The sequence below is a fragment of the Streptomyces dioscori genome, from assembly GCF_003024195.1.
GTDB classification, from domain to species: domain Bacteria; phylum Actinomycetota; class Actinomycetes; order Streptomycetales; family Streptomycetaceae; genus Streptomyces; species Streptomyces dioscori.
The window spans coordinates 218,694-242,407 of the sequence record NZ_KZ679045.1; the positions used below are offsets into that span (position 1 = coordinate 218,694).

At 72.2% G+C, this 23,714-nt stretch carries 20 protein-coding genes, 1 other RNA gene and 2 pseudogenes; 11 read left to right on the top strand and 12 right to left on the bottom strand.

What is annotated here, in order from left to right:
• The first annotated feature begins 29 nt into the window (after positions 1–29).
• Positions 30–1,934, top strand: a complete 1,905-nt coding sequence (locus tag C6Y14_RS21580; RefSeq protein WP_107018410.1) for a DUF2075 domain-containing protein — start codon at positions 30–32, stop codon at positions 1,932–1,934.
• A gap of 227 nt (positions 1,935–2,161) precedes the next feature.
• Here the strand turns inward: C6Y14_RS21580 and rnpB are convergent.
• The 3 genes and pseudogenes from rnpB to C6Y14_RS21595 form a co-directional block, all read right to left on the bottom strand.
• Positions 2,162–2,568, bottom strand: an RNA gene (gene rnpB / locus C6Y14_RS21585) — RNase P RNA component class A.
• A 115-nt stretch (positions 2,569–2,683) separates the two neighbouring features.
• Positions 2,684–3,466 (bottom strand): annotated as a pseudogene (locus C6Y14_RS45895) (DMT family transporter); the annotation flags it as partial.
• A 19-nt stretch (positions 3,467–3,485) separates the two neighbouring features.
• Positions 3,486–4,499, bottom strand: coding sequence for an AraC family transcriptional regulator (locus C6Y14_RS21595; protein WP_225891194.1), 1,014 nt, complete (start codon positions 4,497–4,499; stop codon positions 3,486–3,488).
• A 233-nt stretch (positions 4,500–4,732) separates the two neighbouring features.
• On the opposite strand from C6Y14_RS21595, the gene C6Y14_RS21605 reads away from it, so the two are divergent.
• Both C6Y14_RS21605 and C6Y14_RS21610 read left to right on the top strand, forming a co-directional pair.
• Positions 4,733–5,659, top strand: coding sequence for a MerR family transcriptional regulator (locus C6Y14_RS21605; RefSeq protein ID WP_107018411.1), 927 nt, complete (start codon positions 4,733–4,735; stop codon positions 5,657–5,659).
• The gene (locus tag C6Y14_RS21610) at positions 5,656–6,318 is read left to right on the top strand and encodes a hypothetical protein (RefSeq protein ID WP_107018412.1); all 663 of its coding nucleotides are present in this window, start codon (positions 5,656–5,658) and stop codon (positions 6,316–6,318) included. The genes C6Y14_RS21605 and C6Y14_RS21610 overlap by 4 nt, the downstream gene beginning before the upstream one ends.
• Here C6Y14_RS21610 and C6Y14_RS21615 read toward each other — a convergent pair.
• Positions 6,269–7,780, bottom strand: coding sequence for an RNB domain-containing ribonuclease (locus C6Y14_RS21615; RefSeq protein ID WP_107018413.1), 1,512 nt, complete (start codon positions 7,778–7,780; stop codon positions 6,269–6,271). The two genes, C6Y14_RS21610 and C6Y14_RS21615, sit on opposite strands and share 50 nt — an antisense overlap.
• 101 nt (positions 7,781–7,881) lie before the next feature.
• Here C6Y14_RS21615 and yaaA point away from each other — a divergent pair, with 101 nt between their 5' ends.
• Positions 7,882–8,709 carry a peroxide stress protein YaaA gene (gene yaaA, locus C6Y14_RS21620; protein WP_107018414.1) on the top strand — a complete coding sequence of 276 codons (828 nt, stop codon included), beginning with the start codon at positions 7,882–7,884 and terminating at the stop codon, positions 8,707–8,709.
• A 69-nt stretch (positions 8,710–8,778) separates the two neighbouring features.
• A complete protein-coding gene (gene eda / locus C6Y14_RS21625) occupies positions 8,779–9,435 on the top strand; it encodes a bifunctional 4-hydroxy-2-oxoglutarate aldolase/2-dehydro-3-deoxy-phosphogluconate aldolase (RefSeq protein ID WP_107018415.1) in 657 nt (218 codons plus the stop codon).
• Between the two features lie 198 nt (positions 9,436–9,633).
• On the opposite strand, the gene C6Y14_RS21630 is transcribed toward eda, so the two are convergent.
• The 4 genes from C6Y14_RS21630 to C6Y14_RS45545 form a co-directional block, all read right to left on the bottom strand.
• Complete coding sequence (locus tag C6Y14_RS21630) at positions 9,634–10,347, bottom strand: histidine phosphatase family protein (RefSeq protein ID WP_107018416.1); 714 nt, start codon at positions 10,345–10,347, stop codon at positions 9,634–9,636.
• A gap of 220 nt (positions 10,348–10,567) precedes the next feature.
• Positions 10,568–11,311: a zinc ribbon domain-containing protein gene (locus C6Y14_RS21635; protein WP_199854814.1), complete on the bottom strand. Its 744-nt coding sequence runs from the start codon at positions 11,309–11,311 to the stop codon at positions 10,568–10,570.
• Entirely contained in the window at positions 11,308–12,147 is an 840-nt protein-coding gene (locus C6Y14_RS21640) for a Nif3-like dinuclear metal center hexameric protein (RefSeq protein ID WP_107018604.1), read from the bottom strand. The genes C6Y14_RS21635 and C6Y14_RS21640 overlap by 4 nt, the downstream gene beginning before the upstream one ends.
• A gap of 147 nt (positions 12,148–12,294) precedes the next feature.
• Positions 12,295–12,426, bottom strand: a complete 132-nt coding sequence (locus tag C6Y14_RS45545) for a hypothetical protein (protein WP_263973085.1) — start codon at positions 12,424–12,426, stop codon at positions 12,295–12,297.
• A gap of 118 nt (positions 12,427–12,544) precedes the next feature.
• On the opposite strand from C6Y14_RS45545, the pseudogene C6Y14_RS21645 reads away from it, so the two are divergent.
• Positions 12,545–13,684, top strand: a pseudogene (locus tag C6Y14_RS21645) (hypothetical protein); the annotation flags it as partial.
• 741 nt (positions 13,685–14,425) lie between these two features.
• Positions 14,426–14,605: a hypothetical protein gene (locus C6Y14_RS21650; RefSeq protein WP_107018417.1), complete on the top strand. Its 180-nt coding sequence runs from the start codon at positions 14,426–14,428 to the stop codon at positions 14,603–14,605.
• Between the two features lie 101 nt (positions 14,606–14,706).
• Here the strand turns inward: C6Y14_RS21650 and C6Y14_RS21655 are convergent, their stop codons facing one another.
• The 3 genes from C6Y14_RS21655 to C6Y14_RS21665 form a co-directional block, all read right to left on the bottom strand.
• Entirely contained in the window at positions 14,707–15,669 is a 963-nt protein-coding gene (locus tag C6Y14_RS21655) for a 3-oxoacyl-ACP reductase (protein WP_107018418.1), read from the bottom strand.
• A gap of 103 nt (positions 15,670–15,772) precedes the next feature.
• A complete protein-coding gene (locus tag C6Y14_RS21660; protein WP_107018419.1) occupies positions 15,773–16,849 on the bottom strand; it encodes a Zn-dependent alcohol dehydrogenase in 1,077 nt (358 codons plus the stop codon).
• A gap of 125 nt (positions 16,850–16,974) precedes the next feature.
• Positions 16,975–17,850, bottom strand: a complete 876-nt coding sequence (locus tag C6Y14_RS21665) for a MaoC/PaaZ C-terminal domain-containing protein (protein WP_107018420.1) — start codon at positions 17,848–17,850, stop codon at positions 16,975–16,977.
• A gap of 387 nt (positions 17,851–18,237) precedes the next feature.
• Between C6Y14_RS21665 and C6Y14_RS21670 the strand changes: the two genes are divergently transcribed.
• From C6Y14_RS21670 to C6Y14_RS21685, 4 genes are all read left to right on the top strand, one after another.
• Positions 18,238–19,239, top strand: coding sequence for an ABC transporter ATP-binding protein (locus C6Y14_RS21670; protein WP_107018421.1), 1,002 nt, complete (start codon positions 18,238–18,240; stop codon positions 19,237–19,239).
• Positions 19,239–19,961, top strand: coding sequence for an ABC transporter permease (locus C6Y14_RS21675; RefSeq protein WP_107018422.1), 723 nt, complete (start codon positions 19,239–19,241; stop codon positions 19,959–19,961). Before C6Y14_RS21670 ends, C6Y14_RS21675 begins: the two co-directional genes overlap by 1 nt.
• 75 nt (positions 19,962–20,036) lie before the next feature.
• Complete coding sequence (locus C6Y14_RS21680; RefSeq protein WP_107018423.1) at positions 20,037–21,239, top strand: sensor histidine kinase; 1,203 nt, start codon at positions 20,037–20,039, stop codon at positions 21,237–21,239.
• 127 nt (positions 21,240–21,366) lie between these two features.
• Positions 21,367–21,999 (top strand): response regulator transcription factor, encoded by a 633-nt coding sequence (locus C6Y14_RS21685; RefSeq protein WP_107018606.1) that lies wholly within the window; start codon positions 21,367–21,369, stop codon positions 21,997–21,999.
• A gap of 202 nt (positions 22,000–22,201) precedes the next feature.
• Here the strand turns inward: C6Y14_RS21685 and C6Y14_RS21690 are convergent, their stop codons facing one another.
• Positions 22,202–23,698, bottom strand: coding sequence for an MFS transporter (locus C6Y14_RS21690; protein WP_107018424.1), 1,497 nt, complete (start codon positions 23,696–23,698; stop codon positions 22,202–22,204).
• Between the last annotated feature and the right edge of the window lie 16 nt (positions 23,699–23,714).

The window sequence follows — 23,714 nt, forward strand, 5'->3', positions numbered from 1 at the left end:
GGATACTTCGTGCTGCCTGGGGGCATTTCTTGCTGTTCCGTGATTCCGCCACTGCGGTCGCCGCCCGACACCTCGAAGGGTCACTGGGCCTCTATCTCATCGAGCAGTTCACTCGGATCCACGGGTACAGGCCGAGCATGGCGGAATCGCGCTCCTGGGAGCGGAGCATCCCGGCACTCACCGACGCATTACTCGATGCGGGGCTGGGTCAGGTGGAGGTGTTGCTGGAGTTCGGGTTGCCTTTGACGAGCAAGCGGGCCGATGCGGTTCTCGCCGGTGTTCACCCCCGGACCGGTGCGCCGTCATATGTCGTCGTCGAGCTGAAGCAATGGAGTGAGGCGCATCCCGACGACGATGATCCCCTGCTGTGTTTCGTACCCGACTACGCACGTGCGGTTCTCAACCCCATCCAGCAGGTCCGTGGTTACTGCGACTACCTCGTCGCCTTCAACGGAGCACTGGCTCAGCGTCCTGAGCGGATTTCGGGGGTCGCCTATCTGCACAATGCGACCGCGTTCGGTGTGTCCGGTCTCGACGAAGTCGAACTCAGTGCGCGTGGCCGTATGTTCACGGCCGACAGGCGCGGGGACTTCCTCGCGTACCTGCAGTCGAAGCTGAGCACCGCGTCCGGAGCCCAGGCAGCCGACGAGTTGTTACTTGCCAAGGTTCAGCCTTCGAAGCAGTTGATGGCCGTCGCGGCGCAGGAGGTGCGCGAGCGGGAGCACTTCGTCCTTCTCGATGAGCAGCGTGTGGCGTACGAGACCGTGCTGAAAGCCGTCGAGCGGGCGCACGAGGCTGATCGTAAAGAAGTTGTAATCATCACGGGTGGGCCCGGGACGGGCAAGAGTGTGATCGCTCTGTCGCTCCTCGGTGAGCTGTACCGGCGTGGGGTTCCCGCTCTGCACGCGACGGGCTCGCAGTCGTTCACCAGGACCATGCGCAAGGTGGCCGGCGCGCGGAAGCCCGAAGTGCGGGACCTCTTCAAATACTTCAACAGTTTCGTGACCGCAAAGCGCAACAGCCTGGACGTGCTGATGTGCGACGAAGCCCATCGCGTGCGGGAGACGTCCGCGAGCCGTTTCACTCCGGCGACTCAGCGCACCGGCAAGCGGCAGCTCGAGGAACTGATCGACGTTGCCCGTGTGCCCGTTTTTCTCCTGGACCAGCATCAGGTGGTACGGCCCGGAGAGACAGGGACCGTCGATGAGATCAAGGCAGCGGCCGCGCAGAAGGATCTGGCGTGCCGGGTGGTGGAGCTGGACAGCCAGTTCCGCTGTGGTGGGAGCGACGCGTATTTGCGGTGGGTCGTACGGCTGCTGGGGCTGGAGGGCGACAAGGCCGTCGTATGGGAACCCGACGGTCGGATGCAGCTCGATGTCGTCGATTCTCCGGAGGAGTTGGAAGCCCTTCTGGACGAGAAGCGGTCGAAGGGGTACGGGGCCCGGTTGTCAGCCGGGTTCTGTTGGCGCTGGTCGGATGCCAAGCCGGGCGAGCCGCTTCCCGCCGATGTGCAAATCGGCGGATGGGCCCGGCCGTGGAACCTCAAGGGCGAGCGGTCGATCATGGGTGCACCGCCCTCAGCGCTTTGGGCCACTGACCCTGCCGGCTTCGACCAGATCGGCTGCGTCTACACGGCGCAGGGCTTCGAGTACGACTGGAGCGGCGTGATCATCGGGCCCGATTTCGTCTGGCGGGAGAACGGTTGGGTCGTCGACCGGGCGGCTTCGAAGGATCCCGCCCTGCGGAGGGGGAACGGCAAGACTGCGGCATCGGACAACGACGTGGATCGCTTGATCCGCAATACGTACAAGGTGCTCCTGACGCGTGGCATGGTCGGCACGGCCATCTACTCAACGGATCCGGAGACTCGGGCGAAGCTCCATGAGCTGGTGAAGCCTACGAGATCGACAGCCATAGCTCTCAGCGCTGGATAGTGCCACTAGGCGGCGGAACCTGGATGCTCCAGGGCAGACGTCACTTGCCTCAGGTCAGGCCTCGAGGACGCCGATCTCCAACACCACGCCTCACGGCTACCTTCATGGCTACGTACGTAGCCATGCGACCCCGACTGAACCGGTGCGGAACGGGTTCTGGCTAGGTCTCAGATTCAGTAGAAAAGTGCCCCTGACCATTACTTTCACTGGTCAGTGGCACTTAGGGGCAGACGAGTCGGGCTGTACGCCGGGTTCTGTCGCCCGGCTGCCTCGCGGCGGCCGGGGAGACGGCCATCCATCTAGGGTCGGCGTTGCCGCCGGCCTCGTGCGGTCTACCCGGGGACTCGGGCGGGCAGCCCTCGAACGTCCTCGCAGAGCGCCTTTTACAGCGCTCCTTTTGACCTTGCTCCGGGTGGGGTTTACCTAGCCGCCTGAGTCACCTCAGGCGCTGGTGGTCTCTTACACCACCGTTTCACCCTTACCCGGGACCGAGGTCCCGGGCGGTTTGTTTTCTGTGGCACTGTCCCGCGGGTCACCCCGGGTGGCCGTTAGCCACCACCCTGCCCTGTGGAGCCCGGACGTTCCTCGGGAAGCGCCCCCGAAGGGGACTCCACGCGGCCGTCCGCCCGGCTCGTCTGCCGTGTCGACCATGCTACCGGGCGTTCGCCCCGCCGCCGTCCCGAGGCCGTCGCCAGGAACGAGCCCAGCAGGATCAGGGTGAAGGCCGCCACCACTCCCGCCGTCAGTTCCTCGTCCAGGAACAGGACGCCCGCCGTCACCGCCACCGCCGGGTTGACGTACGTGAAGACCACCGCGCGGGTCGGTCCCGCCTCCCTGATCAGTTCCAGGAAGGCGACGAACGCGAGCGCCGTGCAGATGACTCCCAGGCCCGCGAGGGAGGCCAGGACCGGGAGGGAGGGCGGGGTGGAGGGCCATTGCAGGGTCGCCGCCGGGGCGTAGACCAGGGCGGAGAGGAGCAGGCAGGGGGCTATCAGTTGCAGGGTGGGGACCTGGCGGAGGTAGCGGGCCATGATCAAGGGGGCCGTCGCGTAGCCCACCACCGTGACCAGCATCTCCGTGAGAGAGCGGGCGTCGCCGCCCGTCAGGTGCGGGATCGTCAGGACCGCCACTCCGCCCAGACCCAGCGCCAGGCCTGCCGTGCGGCGGGCGCCGAGGCGTTCCGTGTCGCCGAAGAAACGGGCCAGGAGGACGCCGACGATCGGTACGCCCGCTATCAGCAGGCCCGCCGTCGAGCTGGAGAGATGGCGTTCGGCGTCGGTCAGGGTCCACCACGGGCCGATGATCTCGATGCACGCGAAGGCCAGCATGGGGCGCCAGTGTGCTCGTACGACGTTGATCAGGTTTCCCTGGCGGACGGCGAAGGGGAGGAGCAGCGCCGCGCCCACCGCGCAGCGCGCGAACACCACCATGGACGCGGACATGCCACCGTCCACCGCCACTTTGATCATCAGATAGGGGATGCCCCAGAGCACTCCCATGAGGGAGAAGAGAAACCAGCCGCGTGCAGTCATGTGCGCAGTCTCGGCCGGCTCAGCGTCGGGAGTCTTGAACGCTGTTGCGGTACGCCGCCGGCGTCACCCCCAGCACCCGCCGGAACCAGCGGGTGAGGTGTGCCTGGTCCGCGAAGCCCACGAGAGCGGCCGTCTCGGCGGGGCGGTGGCCCGCATCCAGCAGGCATCGGGCGCGGTTCACCCGGTACTGGGCCAGCCATGCGTAAGGCGGCATCCCCATGCTCGTACGGAACGCGCGGAGGAGTTGGTAGCGGGACAGGCCGAGGTCCGCCGCCAGGGCCGCGAGGGAGGGCGGGGCGAGGAGTTCGTCGGCGAGGCGGTCGCGTACCGCCTCCGCCACGCGGCCCGCGCCCGGGATCGTGTCGCACACATGGCGGACCGTGGAATGGCGGCGGGCCAGGGCCGTGAGCAGCCACGGCACCCGGGACTCGGCCTCCAGGGGGTCCGGGCACGCGCTCAGCTCGGTGTGGGCGCGGCGCAGGGCGGCGGCCAGTTCGGGGTCGTCGACGAGTGGTTCGCGGAAGTCCGGGATGCCCAGGGTGCCCTCGGTGAGCAGGGATGTCGCCGGGTACAGGGCGCGGTAGGCGTAGCCGTCGTCGGTCACGGCGGGCCCGCCCGTGTGCACCTCGCCGGGGCCCAGGACCACGATCGCGCCGGGGCCCGAACGGATCCGGCCGCCGCGGTAGTCGATGACGTCCGCGCCGGCGACGACGACGCCGACGGCGAACTCGTCGTGCGCGTGGGGCGCGTACCGATGGCGGTCGAACCTGGCCGTCAGGAGGTCGAGCGGCAGGCCTGAGCCGCCGAGGGTCGCCCTCGTCCAGACGGCCAGCTCACGCCCGCCCGCGGGTACCGGGCCTCCGTGGCTGCCGTCGCCTCCGTGGCTGCCCTGGCCTCCGTGGCCTGCGTGGCCTGCGTGGCTGTCATGGCCTCCGTGGCCTGCGTGGTCTGCGTGGTCTGCGTGGTCTGCGTGGTCTGCGTGGTCTGCGTGGCCGTCGTGGCCTGCGTGTTCACGCCTGCTTGCCTCCCCCATGGACGCACCCCCTCGCCAGGGCAACGCGCTCGGCCCCGTTTCCATGCCCCGCTTCCGTGCCCGTCGCCATGCCTCTTCGCCGTCGCCATGCCTCTTCGCCGTCGCCATGCCTCTTCGTCGTCGCCATGCCTCTTCGTCGTCGCCATGCCTTTTCGCGTCGCGAGGTCTCCCGGCTGCCCGTCGCGGTGCGGCTCGCTTGACCTTGTCGCAACGTCAACGTTTCTACTGAGGGCATGCGGATCGGAGAGCTCGCCGCGGCCGTCGGCGTCACGACGCGGACCGTGCGGCACTACCACCAGCTCGGGCTGCTGCCCGAGCCCGAGCGGCGCCCCAACGGCTACCGCGACTACGGACTGCGGCACGCCGCCGCGCTCGCCCGGATCAGACGGCTGACCGAGCTGGGGCTCGGGCTCACCGAGGTACGGGACATCCTCGCGGACGACGCCGGCCGCGACCTCGCCGAGGTACTCGCGGAACTCGACGACGACCTGGCACGCCAGGAGGCGGCGATCCGGGCGAGGCGGCTGCGGCTGCGCGCCCTGCTCGACGGGGGCCGGATGCCCGCCGAAGGCCCCGTGTCCCCCGAACTCGCTGCCATCTTCGGTGAGTTGACCCGGCACCCGGAACCGGCGATCGCCGCGAGGGACCGCGAGATGATCGCCCTCCTCGAAACGGTCGCCGCCCCGAAGGACCGGGAGCGCCTGCTGTCCGCGCTGCGAGCCACCGCCGATGTGCCGGGCGCCGCGGAGCGGGCGCACGCGGCCTACACGCTGCTGGACGAGCTCGCGGACGCCGACCCGGCCGACCCGCGCGTCGAGGAGGCCGCCCATGCCCTCGCCGACTGCCTTCCGGACGAGGCCCTGGCCGGCCTGGGCCTGGCCGACCTCGACCTGGCCGATCTCGACCCGGACGGGCCTGGGGCGAACGGGCCCGGGGCGAACGGCGGCGGCTTCCTGAGCGCCTTCCTCGACGACTTCCCGCCAGCGCAGTCCGCGGCCGTCCTGCGCACGATCCGGCTGCTCGTGCGGCGGGCGCGCCCGAAGCCCGGGCCCGCGGATCCCGGACGCGCGGATCCCGGACGCGCGGATCCCGGACGCGTGGAGCCCGGACGCGTGGAGCCCGCGCAAGGCGAGCCCGCGCACGGGGAGCGTGAGCGATGAGGGCCGTACGGCGGCTCGTCGCGCACGAGGTGCGGCTGCTGGCGAGCATCGTCCGGTGGGTGGCCCGGCGCCCCGACGGCGTGGGGCCGGGGTCGGGGTCGGGGCGAGGGCGGGCTTTCGGGTACGCCCGCGGACAGGGCGCGATGATGTTCGGGTTCGGGTTCGTCTGCGTCCTGGAGAGCGCCTGCATGGCGGTGCTGCTGCGCAACCATCCCGCCGTGCACCGCGTCGTACTCGCCCTCGACGTCTACACGCTGCTGCTCGTCGTCGGTATGCACGCGGCGTCCGTGACCCGCCCGCACGTCCTCGGCGACACGGTCCTGCGCGTACGCCGCGCCGCGCAAGTCGATCTGCGCGTGCCGCTGTCCGCGATCGCCTCCGTACGGCGGGAGTTGGTCACCACGCACGAGCGGAGCGAAGGCCGGCTGGATCTGGCGGTGGCCGCGCAGACCACCGTCACCCTCGAACTGGACACTCCGGTGAGGCACTTCAGCTTCCTGGGGCGCCCCCGGGACGTACGGCTGATCCGCTTTCACGCCGACGAGTCCGACGCACTGGTACGCGCGATACGCGAGGCCGTACAGCCCCCGCCCGTACAGCCCGCTCCGCTCACGCCGGAGCGAACAGCACCTTCGCCGTCCCCGGATCGGCCTGGGTGAGCCGTACCCGCAGCCGCTCCCCCAGCGGCAGCGTCGTACCGTTCCCGCTCTCGACGCGGGCGACGACGGCCGGGACCTCCAACTGGACCGTCCCCACGGTGGGTTCGCGTTCCTGTACGTCCACGACGGTGGCGTCGAAGAGTTCGCCGACGCGGTCCTTGAGCAGGGCCGCCTCGACGATGTCCACGCAGCCGCGTTCGGCCTGGCCCGCCCTGCGGGTGCCCTCGGCCATCCGCGCGGGCAGTTCGTCGAGCGCGGCGAGCACCCACTCGGGCGGGGCGGCGCCCGCGGCGGCGGCCAGGGACAGTTCGGAGGCGTACCGGTCGACGAGGCGGCGCAGCGGGGCCGTGCAGTGGGTGTAGGGCGCGGCGACGGCGGCGTGCGTGATGAGGTCCGGGACGGCTCCGTCCCGGAAGGGCGTGTAGCCGGCGCCGCGCAGCAGCGTCGTGCACTCCTGGAGGAAGGCCGCGTGGTGCGGTCGGTGCGGGTCCAGGGAGCGGATGAGGCGCGCGTACGAGACGTGGTGCGGCCAGTCGATGCGCAGCGCGTGCGCGGTGCGGCGCAGCCGGCCGACCGCGCCGTCGGGGGCGGCCGGGAGCGTACGCAGGATGCCGGCGCCTGTGCCGATACCGGTGCCGGTGCCGGTGCCGTGCGTGAGCATCAGCTCGGCGGCGGCCATGCCGGTGAGGAGGGAGATCTGCGCGTTCCAGCCCTCGGCGGGGAGCGGGGCGCGGTAGACGAGTTCGTACGTGCCGCCGTGGGTGTGGGTCCCGTCGGGGGCGGGTCGCTCGATGATCTCCTGTTCGGGGACGTCGAGGGAGATGCCGCCGCGGTCCACCTCCCGCTGCTCACGCAGCAGCCCGATGTCCTTGAGGAGGGCGAGGGGTTCCTCGGCCGTGCCCGCGTCGATCTGCCGCTGCACGCCCGCGTAGTCGAGCTTGGCCCGGCTGCGGACCAGGGCACGGCGTACGTCGGTCGCGGTCGGGTTGCCGTCCGCGTCCAGGTCGATCGTCCACAGGACGGCCGGGCGGGTGCCGTCCGGGAGCAGGCTCGCGGCGCCCTCGCTCAGCACCGGCGGGTGCAGCGGGGTCTTCCCGTCCGGGAAGTAGAGCGTGGTGACCCGGCGGTGGGCCTCGGCGTCCAGGGCGCCGCCGGGTACGACGAAGGCGGCGACGTCGGCGATCGCGTACCGCACCCGGTAGCCGTGCGGGCGGCGCGAGAGGTGCATGGCCTGGTCGAGGTCGGTGGACGTGGGCGGGTCGACGGTGAAGAAGGGGATGTCCGTCGCGTCGGCCCTCGTGCCGTGGTCCGGCGGCGTCGGCTCGCGGGCGGCGCGTTCGGCCTCGGCGAGCACGTCCGGCGGGAAGTCCTCGGGGACACCCAGTTCGGTGCGCAGGGCGCGCAGCGCGGCCCGCAGCGGGGTCTCGGCTGCGTCGGTCGCTCGTATCCGGCGGCGGGGCACACGACGAGCGTAGGACGGGGTGGGGCGGGCGGCACCCCGTAGGCTGGCGGGTGCTCCGCGTACGTTCGGCGTACGTATCGAAAGCCCCAGGGAGATCCGCCGTGCTCGTGTTGTTGCCGCCGTCCGAAGGAAAGGCTCCCTCCGGGCGGGGCGCGCCGTTGAAGGCGGAGTCGCTGTCCATGCCGGGGCTCGCCGAGGCACGGCAGGCGGTGCTCGACGAACTGGTCGAGCTGTGCGCGGCCGACGAGGAGAAGGCGCGCGGGGTGCTCGGGCTGAGCGAAGGCCTACGCGGCGAGGTCGCCAAGAACACGGAACTGCGGACCGCGGGGGCGCGGCCGGCCGGGGAGATCTACACGGGTGTGCTGTACGACGCGCTGGACCTGGCCTCCCTCGACACGGCGGGGAAGCGGCGGGCGGCGCGTTCGCTGCTCGTCTTCTCGGGGCTGTGGGGCGCGGTCCGGGTGACGGACCGGATTCCCTCGTACCGCTGCTCGATGGGGGTGAAGCTGCCCGGTCTCGGGGCGCTCGGCTCGCACTGGCGTGCGCCGATGGCCGCCGTGCTGCCCGAGGCCGCCGGGAGCGGGCTCGTACTGGACCTGCGGTCGGCGGCGTACGCGGCCGCGTGGAAGCCGAAGGGCGAGGTCGCGGGGCGGACGGCGAGCGTACGGGTGCTGCACGCGCCGACCCGGAAGGTCGTCAGCCACTTCAACAAGGCGACGAAGGGGCGGATCGTACGGAGCCTCATGGAGACCGGGGTTGTTCCGTCGGGGCCGGCGGAGCTGGTGGAGGCGTTGCGGGACCTGGGATATGTGGTGGAGGTCGCGGGGACGGGCGGTTCGGGCGGGGCGGCCGGATCGTCGGGTACGGCGGGTGCGGCGGGTGCGGGCAAGCCGTGGATGTTGGACGTGCTGGTGGACGAGGTCCACTGAGTACCGCCTGTTGTTGCAGCATGCGCAATGACCTTTGCGCATGCTGCGCACTACGGGCAGGATGACGGCATGTCGCCCTCACCGCTGCCCTCGTCGTCTTCGCCGTCGCCCCTCCCCGTGCTCGAACTCGCGCCCGTCGTGCCGGTGGTCGTCGTCGAGGACCTCGCGGACGCCGTTCCGCTGGCACGGGCGCTCGTCGCGGGCGGGCTGCCCGCGATCGAGGTGACCCTGCGGACGCCGGTGGCGCTCGACGCGATCCGGGCCATCGCGGACGGGGTGCCTGGCGCGGTGGTGGGTGCGGGCACGGTCATCTCCGCCGCCCAGGTGACGGACTCCGTCGCCGCCGGAGCGCGCTTCCTCGTCAGCCCCGGCTGGACGGACACCCTGCTCGACGCGATGAAGGCGTCCGGGGTGCCGTTCCTGCCGGGGGTGTCGACGACGTCGGAGGTCGTGGCGCTGCTGGAGCGCGGGGTGCGCGAGATGAAGTTCTTCCCGGCTCAGGCGGCCGGCGGCACGGCGTATCTCAAGTCGCTGGCCGGGCCGCTGCCGCAGGCGCGCTTCTGCCCGACGGGGGGTATCGGCCCCGCCGTCGCCCCCGAGTACCTCGCGCTCCCGAACGTCCTCTGCGTCGGCGGAAGCTGGATGCTCCCCCCGGACGCGATCGCCTCCGGCGACTGGACCCGAGTGGAAACCCTCGCCCGAGAGGCGGCGGGATTGCGCCCGTAGGGGCGGCCCTATGGAGCGCCCCAGGGGCCCCATAGGGGGCGTGCGCGACACCGTGCGGGCCCCCACCGACCCCGTAAGGGGCGCGGGGAACTGCGCGACCGACCCCCACCGGCCCGCACCCGACAAACAACCACCCGCCCCACAAGGGGCGCGGGGAACTGCGCGACCAGCCCCCACCGGACCGCAGCCAAAAAACGCTCAGCGCAACGCAGTGACCTCGTTGAGCAGCCTCACACTCGCGTTGCCATCCGCGTAGTACGCCACCTCCGACAGCGACGCCGCCGACAGTTCCATCCGGAACAGCGACTCCGGCGGGGCGCCCAGCGCCAGCCGCACAAGCGTCTTGATCGGCGTCACGTGCGACACGACAAGCACCGTACGGCCCGCGTACGCCGCGAGCAGCCCGTCACGGGCAGCCGCCACGCGCCGGGCCACCGCGTCGAAACTCTCGCCGCCGCCGGTCGGTTCGGCGTCCGGTGAGGCCAGCCAGGCGTTCATGTCGGCGGGGTGGCGCTCCCGTACGTCCGCGAAGGTCAGGCCTTCCCACGCGCCGAAGTCCGTCTCGCGGAGGCCGTCCTCGATGTGTACGTCCAGGTCCAGACGGGCCGCCGCGAACTCGGCTGTTTCGCGGCAGCGGGTCAGGGGGGAGGACACGATGGCCTGGATGGCCTGGATGGCCTCGGTGGCTTGTACGGTGCCGCGCGCGGCGAGGGCGGTGGCGACGCGGTCGGCCTGGTGGCGGCCGGTGTCCGAGAGGGGTGGGTCTGTGGCGGCGCCGCCCGTTCCGCTTCCGCGCCCGGGTCCGCGTCCGCGTCCGCTTCCGGAGAAGCGCTTCTGCGGGGTGAGGGGGGTTTCGCCGTGGCGGAGGAGGACGAAGGTGGTGGGGGTGCCCAGGTCTGGGGGGCGGGTCATGTGTGTGGCTGCCTGTACGTCGGTGTCACGGGGGTGTCGTTCGGCTGACGGACCGTCGTGGCTGAGCGCGCCGTTCCCCGCGCCCCTTACGGGGCCCTGGGTGGGCCGGTGCTGCCTAGCGGGCTTGTACGTTCGGCTGATCGTCCGTTGCGGCTGGCCGCGCCGTTCCCCGCGCCCCTTGCGGGGCCCCGGATGGGGCCCCTCCGTCCGGGGCGCGGGGCTACAGGCCCGACTCCGACGTGCGGATCAGGATGCGGCGGCAGTTCTCGCAGCGGAGGACCTGGTCCGGGGCCGCCGCCTTCACCTCGTTGACCTCGGTGATGTTGAGCTCCAGGCGGCAGCCCTCGCAGCGGCGCTGGTAGAGGCGGGCCGCGCCGACGCCGCCCTGCTGCTCGCGGAGCTTCTCGTAGAGCTTGAGGAGGTCGGCGGGGACGGTGCCCGCCACGACCTCGCGCTCCTTGGTCAGCGTCGCGCTCTCCCCGTCGAAGGACTCGTAGGACGCGTCCCGCCGGCTCGTCGCGTCGTCGATCTTCGACTGGACGGACGAGACCCGCCCGGTCAGCTCACCGACCCGCTCCTGCGCGGACTCGCGGCGCTCCATGATCTCCAGGACGACGTCCTCCAGGTCACCCTGCCGCTTGGCCAGCGAGGTGATCTCGCGCTGGAGGTTCTCCAGGTCCTTCGGGGACGTGACGGCGCCGGAGTCCAGCCGCTGCTGGTCGCGCGAGGCACGCTGGCGCACCTGGTCGACGTCCTGCTCCGCCTTGGTCTGCTCGCGGGAGCAGTCGCTCTCCTCGGTCTGGGCGGCGACGAGCAGGTCACGCAGTTGCGTGAGGTCCTTGGTCAGCGACTCGATCTCGTCGTGCTCCGGCAGCGAACGCCGCTTGTGGGCGAGCTGCTGGAGGCGGGCGTCGAGGGACTGGACGTCGAGAAGTCGGATCTGGTCGGCGGGCGCGGCGTTCAGTTGGGGGCTCCAGGTGAAGGGGAGTGGGAGTTCCACGGATCGGTGACCGTCTTCGAGACGTGGACCCGCAGGTCCCAGCCGTGACGGTCGGAAATCTCGTCGAGCTGGGCTGCGGCCAGCTCGCACCAGGGCCACTCGGTGGCCCAGTGCGCCGCGTCGAGCAGCGCGAGAGGACTGTGGGCGCGGGCCTCGGACGCCGGGTGGTGGCGCAGGTCCGCGGTGAGGAAGGCGTCCACACCCGCGGCGCGTACGTCCTCGAAGAGGCTGTCGCCGGAGCCGCCGCTGACCGCGACGGTCCGCACGAGCGCCTCCGGGTCGCCTGCCACCCTGATGCCCTGCGCGGTCGCGGGCAGCCGTTCGGCAGCGCGGGCGGCGAACTCGCGGACCGTGACGGGGTGGTCCAGTTCGCAGACCCGGCCGATGCCTCGGCGGCCCTCCGGGTCGGCGGGGTCCGGCACCAGGGGACGTACGACCCGCAGGTCCAGCGCGCCCGCGAGGGCGTCGCTCACCCCCGGGTCGGCGCGGTCGGCGTTCGTGTGGGCGACATGCAACGCGATGTCGTTCTTGATGAGGGTGTGCACGACCCGGCCCTTGAAGGTGGAGGCCGCCACCGTCGTCGTACCGCGCAGGTAGAGCGGGTGGTGGGTGACCAGCAGGTCCGCGCCCAGCTTCACCGCCTCGTCCACGATCTCCTGGACCGGGTCGACGGCGAACAGGACACGGGAGACCTCTTGGTCGGGGTCTCCGCAGACCGTCCCGACCGCGTCCCATGCCTCCGCGCTCCCGGGGGGCCAGAGGGCGTCGAGCGCGGCGATTGCTTCAGACAGACGGGGCACGAACAAAAGGCTACCTGCCTTGTGTCCGTGCCCTACCGGTCGCGGGTGACTTGACCAGCCGCGACCCCACGACGCCCACGCGTCCCGCGCCTCACGTCTCACGTCTCACGTCCCGCGTCCCGCGTCTTACGTCTCGCATCCCGCCTCTCACGTCTGCTCGGCGAGGTGGTCCCTGGCCCTGAGGTCGTCCAGGACCTCTGCGCCCGCCTCGTCGATCCTCTCCGGACCGGTCTCCGCCGTGAGGCTGTCCATCAGCACCTCCGCTCCCGTGGAGCACATCCGCCCCCGTTCCCTCAGGCGAATCGGAAGGTGGCCACTCTTATGTGTGAAGGGGCTGCCCGCAGGTCCCACGTCTGTGCGTGCGAAAACTAGTTTCGTCGCCGGAGGTGACCGAACGATGGCGGCCTGTGCGATCGAGTCCGCGGCGTCCGAGAACGAAAGGGCCACGCGGGCGGGGTGCGTGATCACCGTCGACGGGGCGTACGCGGCCCGGCTGGCCCGCAGCGGCGAGTCCTGGTTCCCGGAACGCTGGACGCTGGACGGCCCTGAGCCCTACGCCGTGCCCCTGCCGGGCAACCAGCCGGAGGAACCCGGTACGGAGGTGCTGCCGATGGCGGACGGGCGGGTGCTCATCCACCGGTTCACCGACGGGCGGCACGCGTTCTCCCTGCTGTACCCGACGGGTCCCGGGACGGGTGAGGTACCGCTCGGCGCGGTGGAGTGCCCCGAGCCGGGCACGGGGCTGCGGCTGCTGCCACCGGCTCCGGGCGGCACACGGGCGTACGCGCTTGCCGTCGGCCCCGGTTCGACCGCGGTGTGGCTGGTGGCGGGCGGCGCGTTCGGGCCCGAACATCTCGCGGAGATCCCGGGGCGCTGCTCGGGCGGGGTGTGGCTGGGCGGCGGGGACCGGCTGCTCGCGCTGGACCGGGAGTCGCAGGGCAGGACGAAGACGGTGGTGGTCGATCTGGAGCGCGGGGGCGAACTGTCGCCGCTGCTGCAGATCGCGGAGGAGAGCAATGACCGGCTCCTGCTCGCGGACGCGGACAGCGGGCTGCTCCTGATCCGCTCGGACGCGCCCTCTCCGGGGCAGGAGCGGCTGGGCTGGGGTGTGCTGGGGAGCACGCTGCCGGTCCGGTTCCCGGAGTGCCTCCAGCCGGCCGGCTGCACGGTCACGCCGTTCGCGATCCAGCCGGGTCTGGTGCTGACGCCGGAGAGCTGCGGGGTCGCGCTGCGGATCGACGGCGACGGCGGTGCCGGTGGCTCGGGCAGCTGGCTGGGAGTGTGGCGCCCGGCGGAACGCCACCTCCATCAGCTCCCGCCGCCGGAGGGCTGGCTGACCGGCTCCGGCCGTTGGACCAGGGACGGTGTCCTGCAACTGCCGTACGCGACGGGGGCGGTGCGGTGCGGGGTGGCACGGGTCGAGGCGTCCGCCGGGGCAGGCCCGGGGGACCCGCCCGGCACGGGGGAGGCCCCGCGGGGGCCGTCGGCACCCGAACCGGAGGTGACCCGCCCGGTACCGCTCCAACAGGCCCCCCTGACAGCCCGAGCGGTCGCAAGCGCCTTCGCGGGCCGCAGGGCGGCACAGGCGGCGGGGAGGGGGCGGGGACCGGAGGGGGCGCCCCACCGGGCGCCCCACCGAGCACCGGACCGGCCACCGGAACGGGCTCCAGACAGGGCTCCGGACAGGGCCCCGGAACAGCGGCTGGACCGAGCGCCGGACCGAGCGCCGGACCAGTCGCCGGACCGGCCACAGGATCGAGCACCGGACCGAGCACCGGACCGGGCGCCGGACCGCCCACTGGCCCAGTCGACGGACCGGCCGCTGGATCGGCCGCTGGAGCGAGCACCGGACCGGCCACTGGATCGGCTGCTGGAGCGAGCACCGGACCGGCTGTTGGATCGGGCGCCGGAGCGAGCACCGGACCGGCCGTTGGATCGGGCGCCGGAACAGGCTCCGGACCCGCAGTCCGATCCAGCTCCGGAAACCGCTCCGGAAACCGCTCCGAGCGAGGCTCCGGCCGTAGCTCCGGAGGAGGGCCGGGACGCGGCTGCGGGCACCACGCGCGGCGAGCCGGCGCAGCCACTACGTGTCGAGCGGGTCAGTCGGGAGGCGCCGGCCGACTTCTGGGGGCTTCGGGTGGGGGCCGGCGGTGGCTCGGCTTCGGGTCCTCTCAAAGTGACCACCGAGTAGCCCCGACCACCCCTCAGGTCGGTCACGGGCGACCGTTAGAATCTCCGGCGCTGTACCGAAGGATCTTGCTGACGGGGTGAATTCCAGATGAGCGAAACGAACACCATGGAGACGACGGCCACCGACCCGCGGGGGACGTCGGCGCAGGCCGACGACGACGGTGGCCACCAGGGCCGGCACCGGGGGCCCGTCTCCGCACAGGAGGACGGGGCGATCCCCCGTGGCCGGCACCGCAGGCCGGCCGAGCAGCACGGCACAGGGGCCTGACACACCACGGGCCGCGACACGACACGGCCCCGTCCGACACTCGTCGGGCGGGGCCGTTCCGCATGGGGGCACCAGATCCTTGGCTGCTCGTGCTGCGAGAGCTACTCGTGCCGCAAGCCCAGTACCTCCGCCGCCGCGAACGTCTCCCCCCGCGGCCGGCCCGCGTAGTGCGGCGTGAGCAGCGCGTCCAGTTCGTCGTACGTGAAGGCGTCCTGCTTCGTGTCGAACTTCGCCGCCACCCGCGGCCGTTCGACGACGGCGACCATCCCGCCGTGCACGACGAGCAGCTGGCCGTTGACGTGTCGCGCGGCCGGCGAGGCCAGATAGCCGACGAGCGGGGCGACATGCTCGGGCGCGAGCGGATCGAGCGCGTCCCGCCCCCCGGCCTCCTGCCCCTCCCCCGGCTCCTTGAAGCCCGCGAAGACGTCCGCCGTCATACGGGTCCGGGCGCGTGGGCAGATCACGTTCGCCGTGACGCCGTACTTGGCCAGCGCCAGCGCCGTCGACGTCGTCAGTCCGACGATCCCGCCCTTCGCGGCAGCGTAGTTGGGCTGTCCCGCGGAACCCGCGAGGAACGCCTCCGAGGAGGTGTTCACGATCCGCCCGTACACCGGCGCGTCCGCCGCCTTGGACCGTGCCCGCCAGTGCGCGGACGCGAAGTGCGTGGTGTTGAAGTGGCCCTTCAGATGGACGCGGATCACCGAGTCCCACTCGTCCTCGGACATGGAGAAGACCATCCGGTCCCGCAGGATGCCCGCGTTGTTGACGAGGATGTCCAGCTGCCCGAACTCCGCGATCGCCAACTCCACGAGTTCCCGCGCCTGTTCGTGGTCGGCCACGTCCCCGGTGTGCGCGAGCGCGCGTCCGCCCGCCGCCCGGATCGACGCGGCGACCTCCTCGGCGGGCCCGGCCGACGCGTCACCGGAACCGTCCCGGCCGGGCTGTCCGTAGTCGTTGACGACGACAGCGGCCCCCAGCCGGGCGAGTTCCAGCGCCTCCGCCCGGCCGAGCCCGCGGGCCGCACCCGTGACGACCGCGGACCGTCCTTCAAGTGGCAGTGGCATTGGCTTTGGCATTGACATCGGCATCGAGGTCCTTTCTGCTCGACAGGCCGTGCGTACCGCTCGGCAGGCCGTGCGTTCCGGTTGTGCGGGACGGCCGGCGTCGTCAGATCTCGATGCACGTACGCAGCGAAACTCCCGTACGCATCTGGTCGAGCGCCTCGTTGATGTCGGCGAGCGGCACCCGGTGCGTGATCAGGCCCTCCAGGTCGATGCGCCCGGCACGCCACAGGGCGATGGTCCGCTCGTACGACCGCAGGACGTCCCCTCCGCCGTACATGGACGGCAGGATCCGCTTCTCGTCGAAGAACAGCTCGAACATGTTGAGCTGCAGGAAGTCGTCCATGGCGCCCGCGCCGACGACGACCAGCGTGCCGCCGCGGCGGGTGTTCTCGTACGCCGTGCGGGCGGTGGCGGAGCGGCCGACGACCTCGAAGACGTAGTCGAAGCCCTCGCCCGCGGTCACCGACTGTTTGGCGTCGGGGAGTTCGTCGGGCGATACGGCCCGGGTGGCGCCGAACCGCAGCGCGGCCTCGCGGCGCGAGAGCACGGGGTCGACGGCGACGATCTCCGCCGCGCCCCGGAGCCGGGCGCCTTGGATCGCGGACACGCCGACACCTCCGCAGCCGATGACGGCGACCGACGAACCGGCTTCCACGTCCGCGGTGTTGAGGGCGGCCCCGAGCCCCGTGGTGACGCCGCAGCCGATGAGCGCGGCGATGTCGAAGGGCACGTCGTCCGGGATCGGTACGGCGCAGCCCGCGTCGACGACGACCTCCTCGGTGAAGGTCCCGGTGCCCGCGAAGCCGAACACATCGCCGCCGGGCCGCTTGAAGTTGGGCGTACCGGCGTTCATGAACCCGGCGAGACACAGCTCGGTCTGGCCGCGCTTGCAGGCCGGACACGCGCCGCACGCGGGGAGCCAGCAGACGACGACCCGGTCACCGGCCTTGACGTTCGTGACGCCCTCGCCGACCTCCAGGACTTCGCCGGCCCCCTCGTGCCCGGGGATGAAGGGCGCGGGCTGCGGCAGCACCCCGGCCATCGCCGAGAGGTCCGAGTGGCACAGGCCGGTGGCCCGCACACGGATGCGCACCCGGCCCGGTCCGAAGCCCGTCGCCTCGACGTCGTCGAATATCTCCAGCTTGTCCTGCCCGATCTCGTGCAGTACGGCTGCGCGCATGATGCGGCTCCCCTCGGAAACGTACGAAAAGTGCCAAACCTGCCGGACCTGCCAGACCTGCCAGACCTGTCAGACCTGCGAAACGTATGGACGACACGCGCCCCTCGTCCTCGGGACGCTCACGCTCAGGTGTGTTCGACGACGGTGTCGGTGAGGACGGGCGCGTCGTCGCGTTCGGCCGCGCCCACCGTCACCCGGACCCGGCCGTCCTCCTCCCACATGCGCACGCGCAGGGTCTCGCCCGGGTACACCACGCCGGCGAAGCGCGTGGCGCAGGAGCGGACCCGGGTGACGTCGCCGCCGAGCACGGTGTCCACGACCGCCTTCAGCGTCATCCCGTACGTGCACAGCCCGTGCAGGATGGGCCGGTCGAAGCCGGCGAGCTTGGCGAACTCGGGGTCGGCGTGCAGCGGGTTCCAGTCGCCGGAGAGCCGGTACAGGAGTGCCTGGTCCGCGCGGATCGGGCGTTCGACGGTCCGGTCCGGGGTGCCCGTCGGCGGTTCGGGGCGCGCGGAGGGGCCCCGCTCGCCGCCGAAACCGCCTTCGCCGCGTACGAAGATCTGGGCGTCGTTGGTCCACAGCGGCCCGTCCGCGTCGGCGACCTCGGTGCGTACGACGAGAACGGCGGCCTTGCCCTTGTCGTACACGGCGGCGATCCGCGCGGTGGCGACCGCCTCCCCCGCGACCGGGATCGGCCGGTGCAGCGTGACGGTCTGGCCGCCGTGCAGGACGTGCGCGAGGTTGACGTCGACGCCCGGCATGGAGAGGCCGCTGATCACGCCCGGTGAACCCGCGCCCGCGACGGTCGCGAAGCTCGGCAGGACGTGCAGCCGGGACTCCAGCGTGTAGCGCAGTTCGTCGGGGTCGGTCGCGGGGGTGTCCCGGTCGGGGTTCGCGCCGGCGCCGAGGCCGAGGTGGTAGAGCTGGACGTCCTTGTGCCCCCAGGCGATCCCGGCGGACCGGGGCTCGGCCGCGAGGGCCTGGGCAACGTCGATGGGCATGGGGCTCCTGACTGCCGCGCGGAGAACGAAGACCTCGGTGCGGCCGTCCGCACCGTCGGTCGCACCGAGGTCGACTCTGGGCCGGGGGCCTGGAACCCGCCCGTTCTAGAACGCGTTCCAGTACCGGCGATCCCCTGTATAGCCGAGCCCCGGGCACATGTGAAGACTCCTGACGCCATGTCAGATAGCTGCCGGGGCCGCACGCGATCCCGAGCCCCGGCAGCACCCTGGCAGCGCCCTGACAGTGCCCCGGCAGCGCCTTGGCTGTACCCCGGCAGTGACATTTGTCCTGCCCGAGTCCGTACATGCGCATCTGCCGCGCCCCGCCCGCCGCTCCGTAGCGTCGTCCCCATGACAAAGACGGGGACGGAAACGGGGACGGGGACGATGGCGGGGACACCGAGCGGGACGGGCGCTGCGGCGGTGCGGATGACGGGGGCGGTCAAGGTCTTCGGTGCGGTACGGGCCGTGGACGGGGTCGACCTGGAGATCGCCCGCGGCGAGACGGTCGCGCTGCTCGGCCGCAACGGCGCGGGAAAGTCCACCGCGATCTCCCTCCTGCTGGGCCTGGACGAGCCCGACGAGGGCACCGTCCGCCTCTTCGGCGCCGCTCCGGAGCACGCCGTACGGGCCGGCCGGGTCGGTGCCATGCTGCAGGACGGGCGGCCCGTGCCGCGGGTGACGGTGGGTGAGCTGGTCGGATTCGTGGCCCGCACCTACCCCTCGCCGATGCCCGCCGGAGAGGCGCTGGCGCTGGCGGGCATCGCCGAACTGGCCGGGCGGCGCTTCGACCGGCTCTCCGGTGGCCAGGCCCAGCGGGTGCGGTTCGCGGTCGCCCTCGTCGGGAACCCCGCGCTGATCGTGCTCGACGAGCCGACCGCCGCCCTGGACGTGGAGGCCAGGTACGCCTTCTGGGACTCGATGCGGTCGTACGCGCGCCACGGCCACACGGTCCTCTTCTCCACGCACTACCTGGAGGAGGCGGACGCCAACGCCGACCGGATCGTGGTCGTCGACCACGGGCGGATCGTCGCCGACGGCACCGGCGAGCAGCTCAGACGGGCCGCGGGCGGCAGCCTGGTCGCCTTCGACCTGGCGGGCACGGCCTTCGACCTCGCGGGCGCCGGTACGGACGGGCTGTCCCTGCTGCCCGGCGTGGTCTCCCTGGAGGTCCGCGGAGAACGGGCCCGGCTGCGGACCGACGACCCGGACGCGACGGTGATCGCGCTGGCCGAACGCGGTGCGATACGGGGCCTGGAGGTCGCTCCCGCCTCGCTGGACGACGCGTTCCTGGCCCTGACCGCGACGGCCTCCGACGCGGCTCCGGCCACGGCTTCCGGCGCGGCCTCCGACCCGGTGGCCCGGCTCGCTCCCCTGGAGACGGTGTGATGACGCTCGACTATCTGCGGCTCGAAGTACGCCGGACGCTGCGTGACGTCGGCTTCATGATCGGCGGGGTCGTGATGCCGGTGGTCATGTATCTGCTGTTCACGAACCTCGGGGGCGGCGCCGACGGCGACTGGAGGACCGCGTCCATGATCGGCATGGCCGCGTACGGCGCGATGGGCTCCGCCCTGAACACCGGCGGCGGCGTCGCCGAGGACCGCTCGACCGGCTGGCTGCGACAACTGCGGATCACTCCGATGAGTCCGCGCCAGGTGGTCGCCGGGCGTGCGCTGACCGGCGCGGTGACGGTCCTGCCCGCGATCGTGGCGGTCCTCGCGGCGGGCGGTCTGGTCAACGGCGTACGGCTGGACGCCTGGAAGTGGGCGGTGATCGCACTGTCGCTGTGGCTCGGCTCGGTCCCCTTCACCCTGCTCGGGCTGGGCAACGGCTACCGGCTGACCGCGCAGGCCACCGGCGTGGTGAACATGGTGTGCAACCTGACGCTCGCGGTGGTCGGCGGGCTGTGGTTCCCCCTGGCCCTGTTCCCCGGCTGGCTGCGCTCGCTGTCGTCCTACACCCCCACGAACCGCTTCGCGCAGCTCGGTACGGCCGTCGCCGACGGGCGGGCGCCCACGCTCGCGGCCGTGCTGGTGCTGACCGGCTGGCTGCTGCTCTTCGGCTCGTACGCTGTGGTCTCGTACCGCAGGACCGCACGGACCGCCTGAATGGAAACGGGAACGGAAGCGGGAGTGGGAACGGGAACGGGAACCGGAACGAAATCGGGAACGGGGGCCGGGGAGATGTCCTGGTTGCGGAGCTTCAGGTGCCGGACGGCCGGGCGGCGTGAGGGGCGGACCGGGCACAGGACCGGGAGGCTCCCCGAACACCTGGGGCCGCCGCCCAGCGGTTTCGCGCTGCTGCCCTGGCTCCTCATGGGGATGGGCGCCTTCTCCAACCTCTTCCAAGGCCGGACCCCGAACCCGTGGATCGGCGGCATCGGACTCCTCGTCTTCAACTCCCTCTACATCCACGTGGTGTTCCGCGCCTTCACCAAGGAGGCCCGCGAAGCCCGTTCCACCCGGGGCGCACTGATCGCACTGGGCGTGGTGACCTGCCTCCTCGGCGGCCTGTACGGGGGCAGCTGGCTCCTCTTCTTCCCGCTGCTCGGGCTCGCCGCGGGCGCGATCGTCCGGGGACCGTGGCTCGGCAGGACCGGAATCGGACTGAGCGTGCTCGCCGGTGTCGTGGCGGGGCTGCGGGACGGCTGGGGCGCGGTGAACGTCGCGTACGGCACGTTCCTGTCCACCATGGTGACCGCCGCGATCCTGTCCCTGTCGGACGCCGTGCGTGAACTGCGGGCCGCGCGCGAGGAGTTGGCGCACCAGGCCGTCGAGAAGGAGCGGCTGCGCTTCTCCCGCGACCTGCACGACCTGCTCGGCCACACGCTCTCCGTCATCGTCGTGAAGTCGGAGGCGGCCCGGCGCCTCGCCCCCCGGGACCTGGACGCGGCGCTCGTCCAGGTCTCCGACATCGAGTCCGTCGGCCGGCAGGCGCTCACCGAGATCCGTGAGGCGGTCACGGGGTACCGCGAAGGCAGCCTGGCCACGGACCTGGACCGGGCGCGGTCGGCACTGCTGGCGGCGGGGATCGAACCGGTCGTACGGCAGTCGGGACCGCCGTTGTCCGCGCAGGCGGAGGCGCTGCTGGGGTGGGTCGTGCGGGAGGCCGTCACCAACGCCGTGCGGCACAGTGGCGCTCGCCGCTGTTCGATCACGGTGGACGGGGGGTCGGAGCGGGTTCGGGTACGGGTGTCGGACGACGGCGCGGGTGTGTCCGCGCCCGCGGGGGCCTCACCGGCCGTTCTGCCGGGTATCGGCGGGACCGGGCTCACGGGGCTGACCGAGCGGCTTGCGGCGGCGGGGGGTCTGCTGGAGGCGGGGCCTGGGGTTCGGGGCGGGTTTGTGGTGACGGCGGAGCTTCCGGTGGGGGTGGCTGCCGCGTGAGGGGGCCAGGGGTTGGTTTTCGGGTGCGGGTGCGTGGGGGCCGGCCGCGCAGTTCCCCGCGCCCCTTGCGGGGCCGCGCCCCCTGAACTCCGGAGCCGGAGCGGCCTAATGTTGGGGCGTGAACGAGATGCCCCGGGATCATCGGCCCGCCAAGTCCATCCGTGTGCTGCTCGCCGAGGATCAGGGGATGATGCGGGGCGCGTTGGCGCTGCTCCTCGGGCTGGAGGCCGACATCGAGGTGGTGGCGCAGGTCGGGACGGGGGACGCCATCGTGGGAGCGGCGCTGGAGTCCCGGCCCGATGTCGCACTGCTGGACATCGAACTGCCCGGGATCAGCGGGCTCGACGCGGCCGCGCTGCTGCGGGAGGAGACACCCGACTGCCGGGTGCTGATCCTCACCACGTTCGGGCGGCCCGGTTATCTGCGGCGGGCGATGGAGGCGGGTGCCGCGGGGTTTCTCGTCAAGGACGGGCCCGTGGAGGAGTTGGCGCAGGCGATTCGCCGGGTGCTGACCGGGGAGACCGTCATCGATCCGGCGCTCGCGGCGGCGGCGCTGGGCGCGGGGCCGAGTCCGCTCACCGCGCGTGAGTGCGATGTGCTGAAGGCTTCGGTGGACGGGGCGACGGTCTCCGACATCGCGTCGAAGCTGCACCTGTCGGAGTCGACCGTGCGCAACTATCTCAGCTCCGCGATCGGCAAGACGGCGACGCGCAACCGCATGGAGGCGATGCGGGAGGCCCGCCACCAGGGGTGGCTGTAGCGCTTCTGGGGGGGCGCCGCGGGGGCCGAGGTGCGTGGTCGGCTGCAGGCGCGTGGGGGCGAGCCGCGCAGTTCCCCGCGCCCCTGAAAGGCAGAGGTGCGGCCCCTGCCCCAGAGGATGAAGGCAGGGGCGCAGCCCCGCTTTCAGGGGCGCGGGGAACAGCGCAGTCTTTTGTCTTTGGCTTTTCGGGGGCGCAGCCCCGTTATTGGGGGCGCGGGGAACTGCGCGGCCAGCCACGACGCGCCCGCAGCCGACCACGCCCCCCGGCGGAGCCGCCCGGCAGCCACAGTCGCATCAGCACCGCCCCGCCCAACAGCACCCCGCACCCCGTCCGGAACACCAGCGCGTACCCCTCCGTCAGCGCCTCCGGCGAAGCGCTCCCGCCCGTCCGCGCCGCGGCGATCGTCGCCATCACGGACAGCCCGAGCGAACCCCCCATCGTGCGGGACGTGTTCACCAGCCCGGAGACCAGCCCCGCGTCCTCCACCGCCGCCCCCGACGTGGCCACCGAGGCGAGCGGCGTCGTGGCGAGGCCCGCGCCGAGCATCATCAGGATCCCGGGCAGCATGATCGTGGTGACGTACGGCCCGTCGGCGGTCATTCTCGACTGCCACCCGACCCCGACCGCGGCCACCACCACCCCGGCCACCGCGACATCGCGCGCTCCGACGGCCCGCATGATCCTGGGCGCCGCCTTCGAGCCGAGGATCACCGCGAGCGAGCTGGGCACGAGGGCCAGCCCGGCCTCCAGAGGCGTGTAGCCCAGTACGTTCTGCGCGTACAGCGTCATGAAGAACCACATGCAGAACATCGCCGAACCGCACAGGAACATCGACACGTTCGCCGAGGCCACGGATCTCAGCCGGAACAGCTTCAACGGCATCAGCGGTACCTTCGTGCGCGCCTCGACGAGCAGGAAGAGTCCGATCAGGACGGCACCGCCGGCCAGCGGGACGAGCGTCGCGGCCGACGCCCACCCCTCGGCCTCGGTCTGCACGATCCCGTACGCGAGGGTCGCGAGGCCCGAGGTCACCAGTACGGCACCCGGCAGGTCGAGCCGCCGGCTGCCGCCGACCCGGCTCTCGGCGAGCCAGAACAGCGCGCCGGCCAGCACCACGGCCCCGACCGGCACGTTGATCAGCAGGACCCAGCGCCAGTTCAGCGTGTCGACGAGGAGTCCGCCGACGAGTCCGCCCGCCGCGCCGCCCCCTCCGCCGACCGCGGTCCAGGTCGCGATGGCACGCGCACGCGGGGGCCCCTCGGGCACGGCCGAGGTCAGGATGGTCAGTGTCGAGGGGGCGAGCACGGCCGCGCCGAGCCCCTGCACGGCTCGCGCGGCCAGCAACTGCCATTCCGCCTGCGCGAGCCCGCCCGCCAGTGAGGCCAGTGTGAAGAGCGCCAGCCCGACCAGGAACATCCGCTTGCGCCCGTACAGGTCGCCCGCCCGGCCGCCGAGCAGCATGAAGCCGGCGAAGGCGATCGTGTACGCGTTGACGACCCACTGGAGTCCTGACGCGCTCAGCCCCAGGTCGGCCCGCATCGACGGCAGCGCCACGTTGACGACCGACACGTCGAGGACGACGAGGAACTGGCCCGCGCAGGCCAGGGCGACCACCACCCAGGTCGGCGGCGCGGGGCGGCGGGACCCGGGTATCTCTGCGGCTGTGGTTGCGCCTGCGGCGGCTCTGGGCGAAGGCATGGGAGTCATGGTCGCA

Coding starts and splice junctions, on each gene's coding strand:
- C6Y14_RS21595 (WP_225891194.1), bottom strand. CDS start 4,499: ATGGGGGAGGCAAGCAGGCGTGAACACGCAGGCCACGACGGCCACGCA.
- C6Y14_RS21605 (WP_107018411.1), top strand. CDS start 4,733: ATGCGGATCGGAGAGCTCGCCGCGGCCGTCGGCGTCACGACGCGGACC.
- C6Y14_RS21610 (WP_107018412.1), top strand. CDS start 5,656: ATGAGGGCCGTACGGCGGCTCGTCGCGCACGAGGTGCGGCTGCTGGCG.
- eda (WP_107018415.1), top strand. CDS start 8,779: ATGTCGCCCTCACCGCTGCCCTCGTCGTCTTCGCCGTCGCCCCTCCCC.
- C6Y14_RS21630 (WP_107018416.1), bottom strand. CDS start 10,347: ATGACCCGCCCCCCAGACCTGGGCACCCCCACCACCTTCGTCCTCCTC.
- C6Y14_RS45545 (WP_263973085.1), bottom strand. CDS start 12,426: ATGTGCTCCACGGGAGCGGAGGTGCTGATGGACAGCCTCACGGCGGAG.
- C6Y14_RS21650 (WP_107018417.1), top strand. CDS start 14,426: ATGAGCGAAACGAACACCATGGAGACGACGGCCACCGACCCGCGGGGG.
- C6Y14_RS21655 (WP_107018418.1), bottom strand. CDS start 15,669: ATGCCACTGCCACTTGAAGGACGGTCCGCGGTCGTCACGGGTGCGGCC.
- C6Y14_RS21660 (WP_107018419.1), bottom strand. CDS start 16,849: ATGCGCGCAGCCGTACTGCACGAGATCGGGCAGGACAAGCTGGAGATA.
- C6Y14_RS21665 (WP_107018420.1), bottom strand. CDS start 17,850: ATGCCCATCGACGTTGCCCAGGCCCTCGCGGCCGAGCCCCGGTCCGCC.
- C6Y14_RS21670 (WP_107018421.1), top strand. CDS start 18,238: ATGGCGGGGACACCGAGCGGGACGGGCGCTGCGGCGGTGCGGATGACG.
- C6Y14_RS21675 (WP_107018422.1), top strand. CDS start 19,239: ATGACGCTCGACTATCTGCGGCTCGAAGTACGCCGGACGCTGCGTGAC.
- C6Y14_RS21680 (WP_107018423.1), top strand. CDS start 20,037: ATGTCCTGGTTGCGGAGCTTCAGGTGCCGGACGGCCGGGCGGCGTGAG.
- C6Y14_RS21685 (WP_107018606.1), top strand. CDS start 21,367: ATGCCCCGGGATCATCGGCCCGCCAAGTCCATCCGTGTGCTGCTCGCC.
- C6Y14_RS21690 (WP_107018424.1), bottom strand. CDS start 23,698: ATGCCTTCGCCCAGAGCCGCCGCAGGCGCAACCACAGCCGCAGAGATA.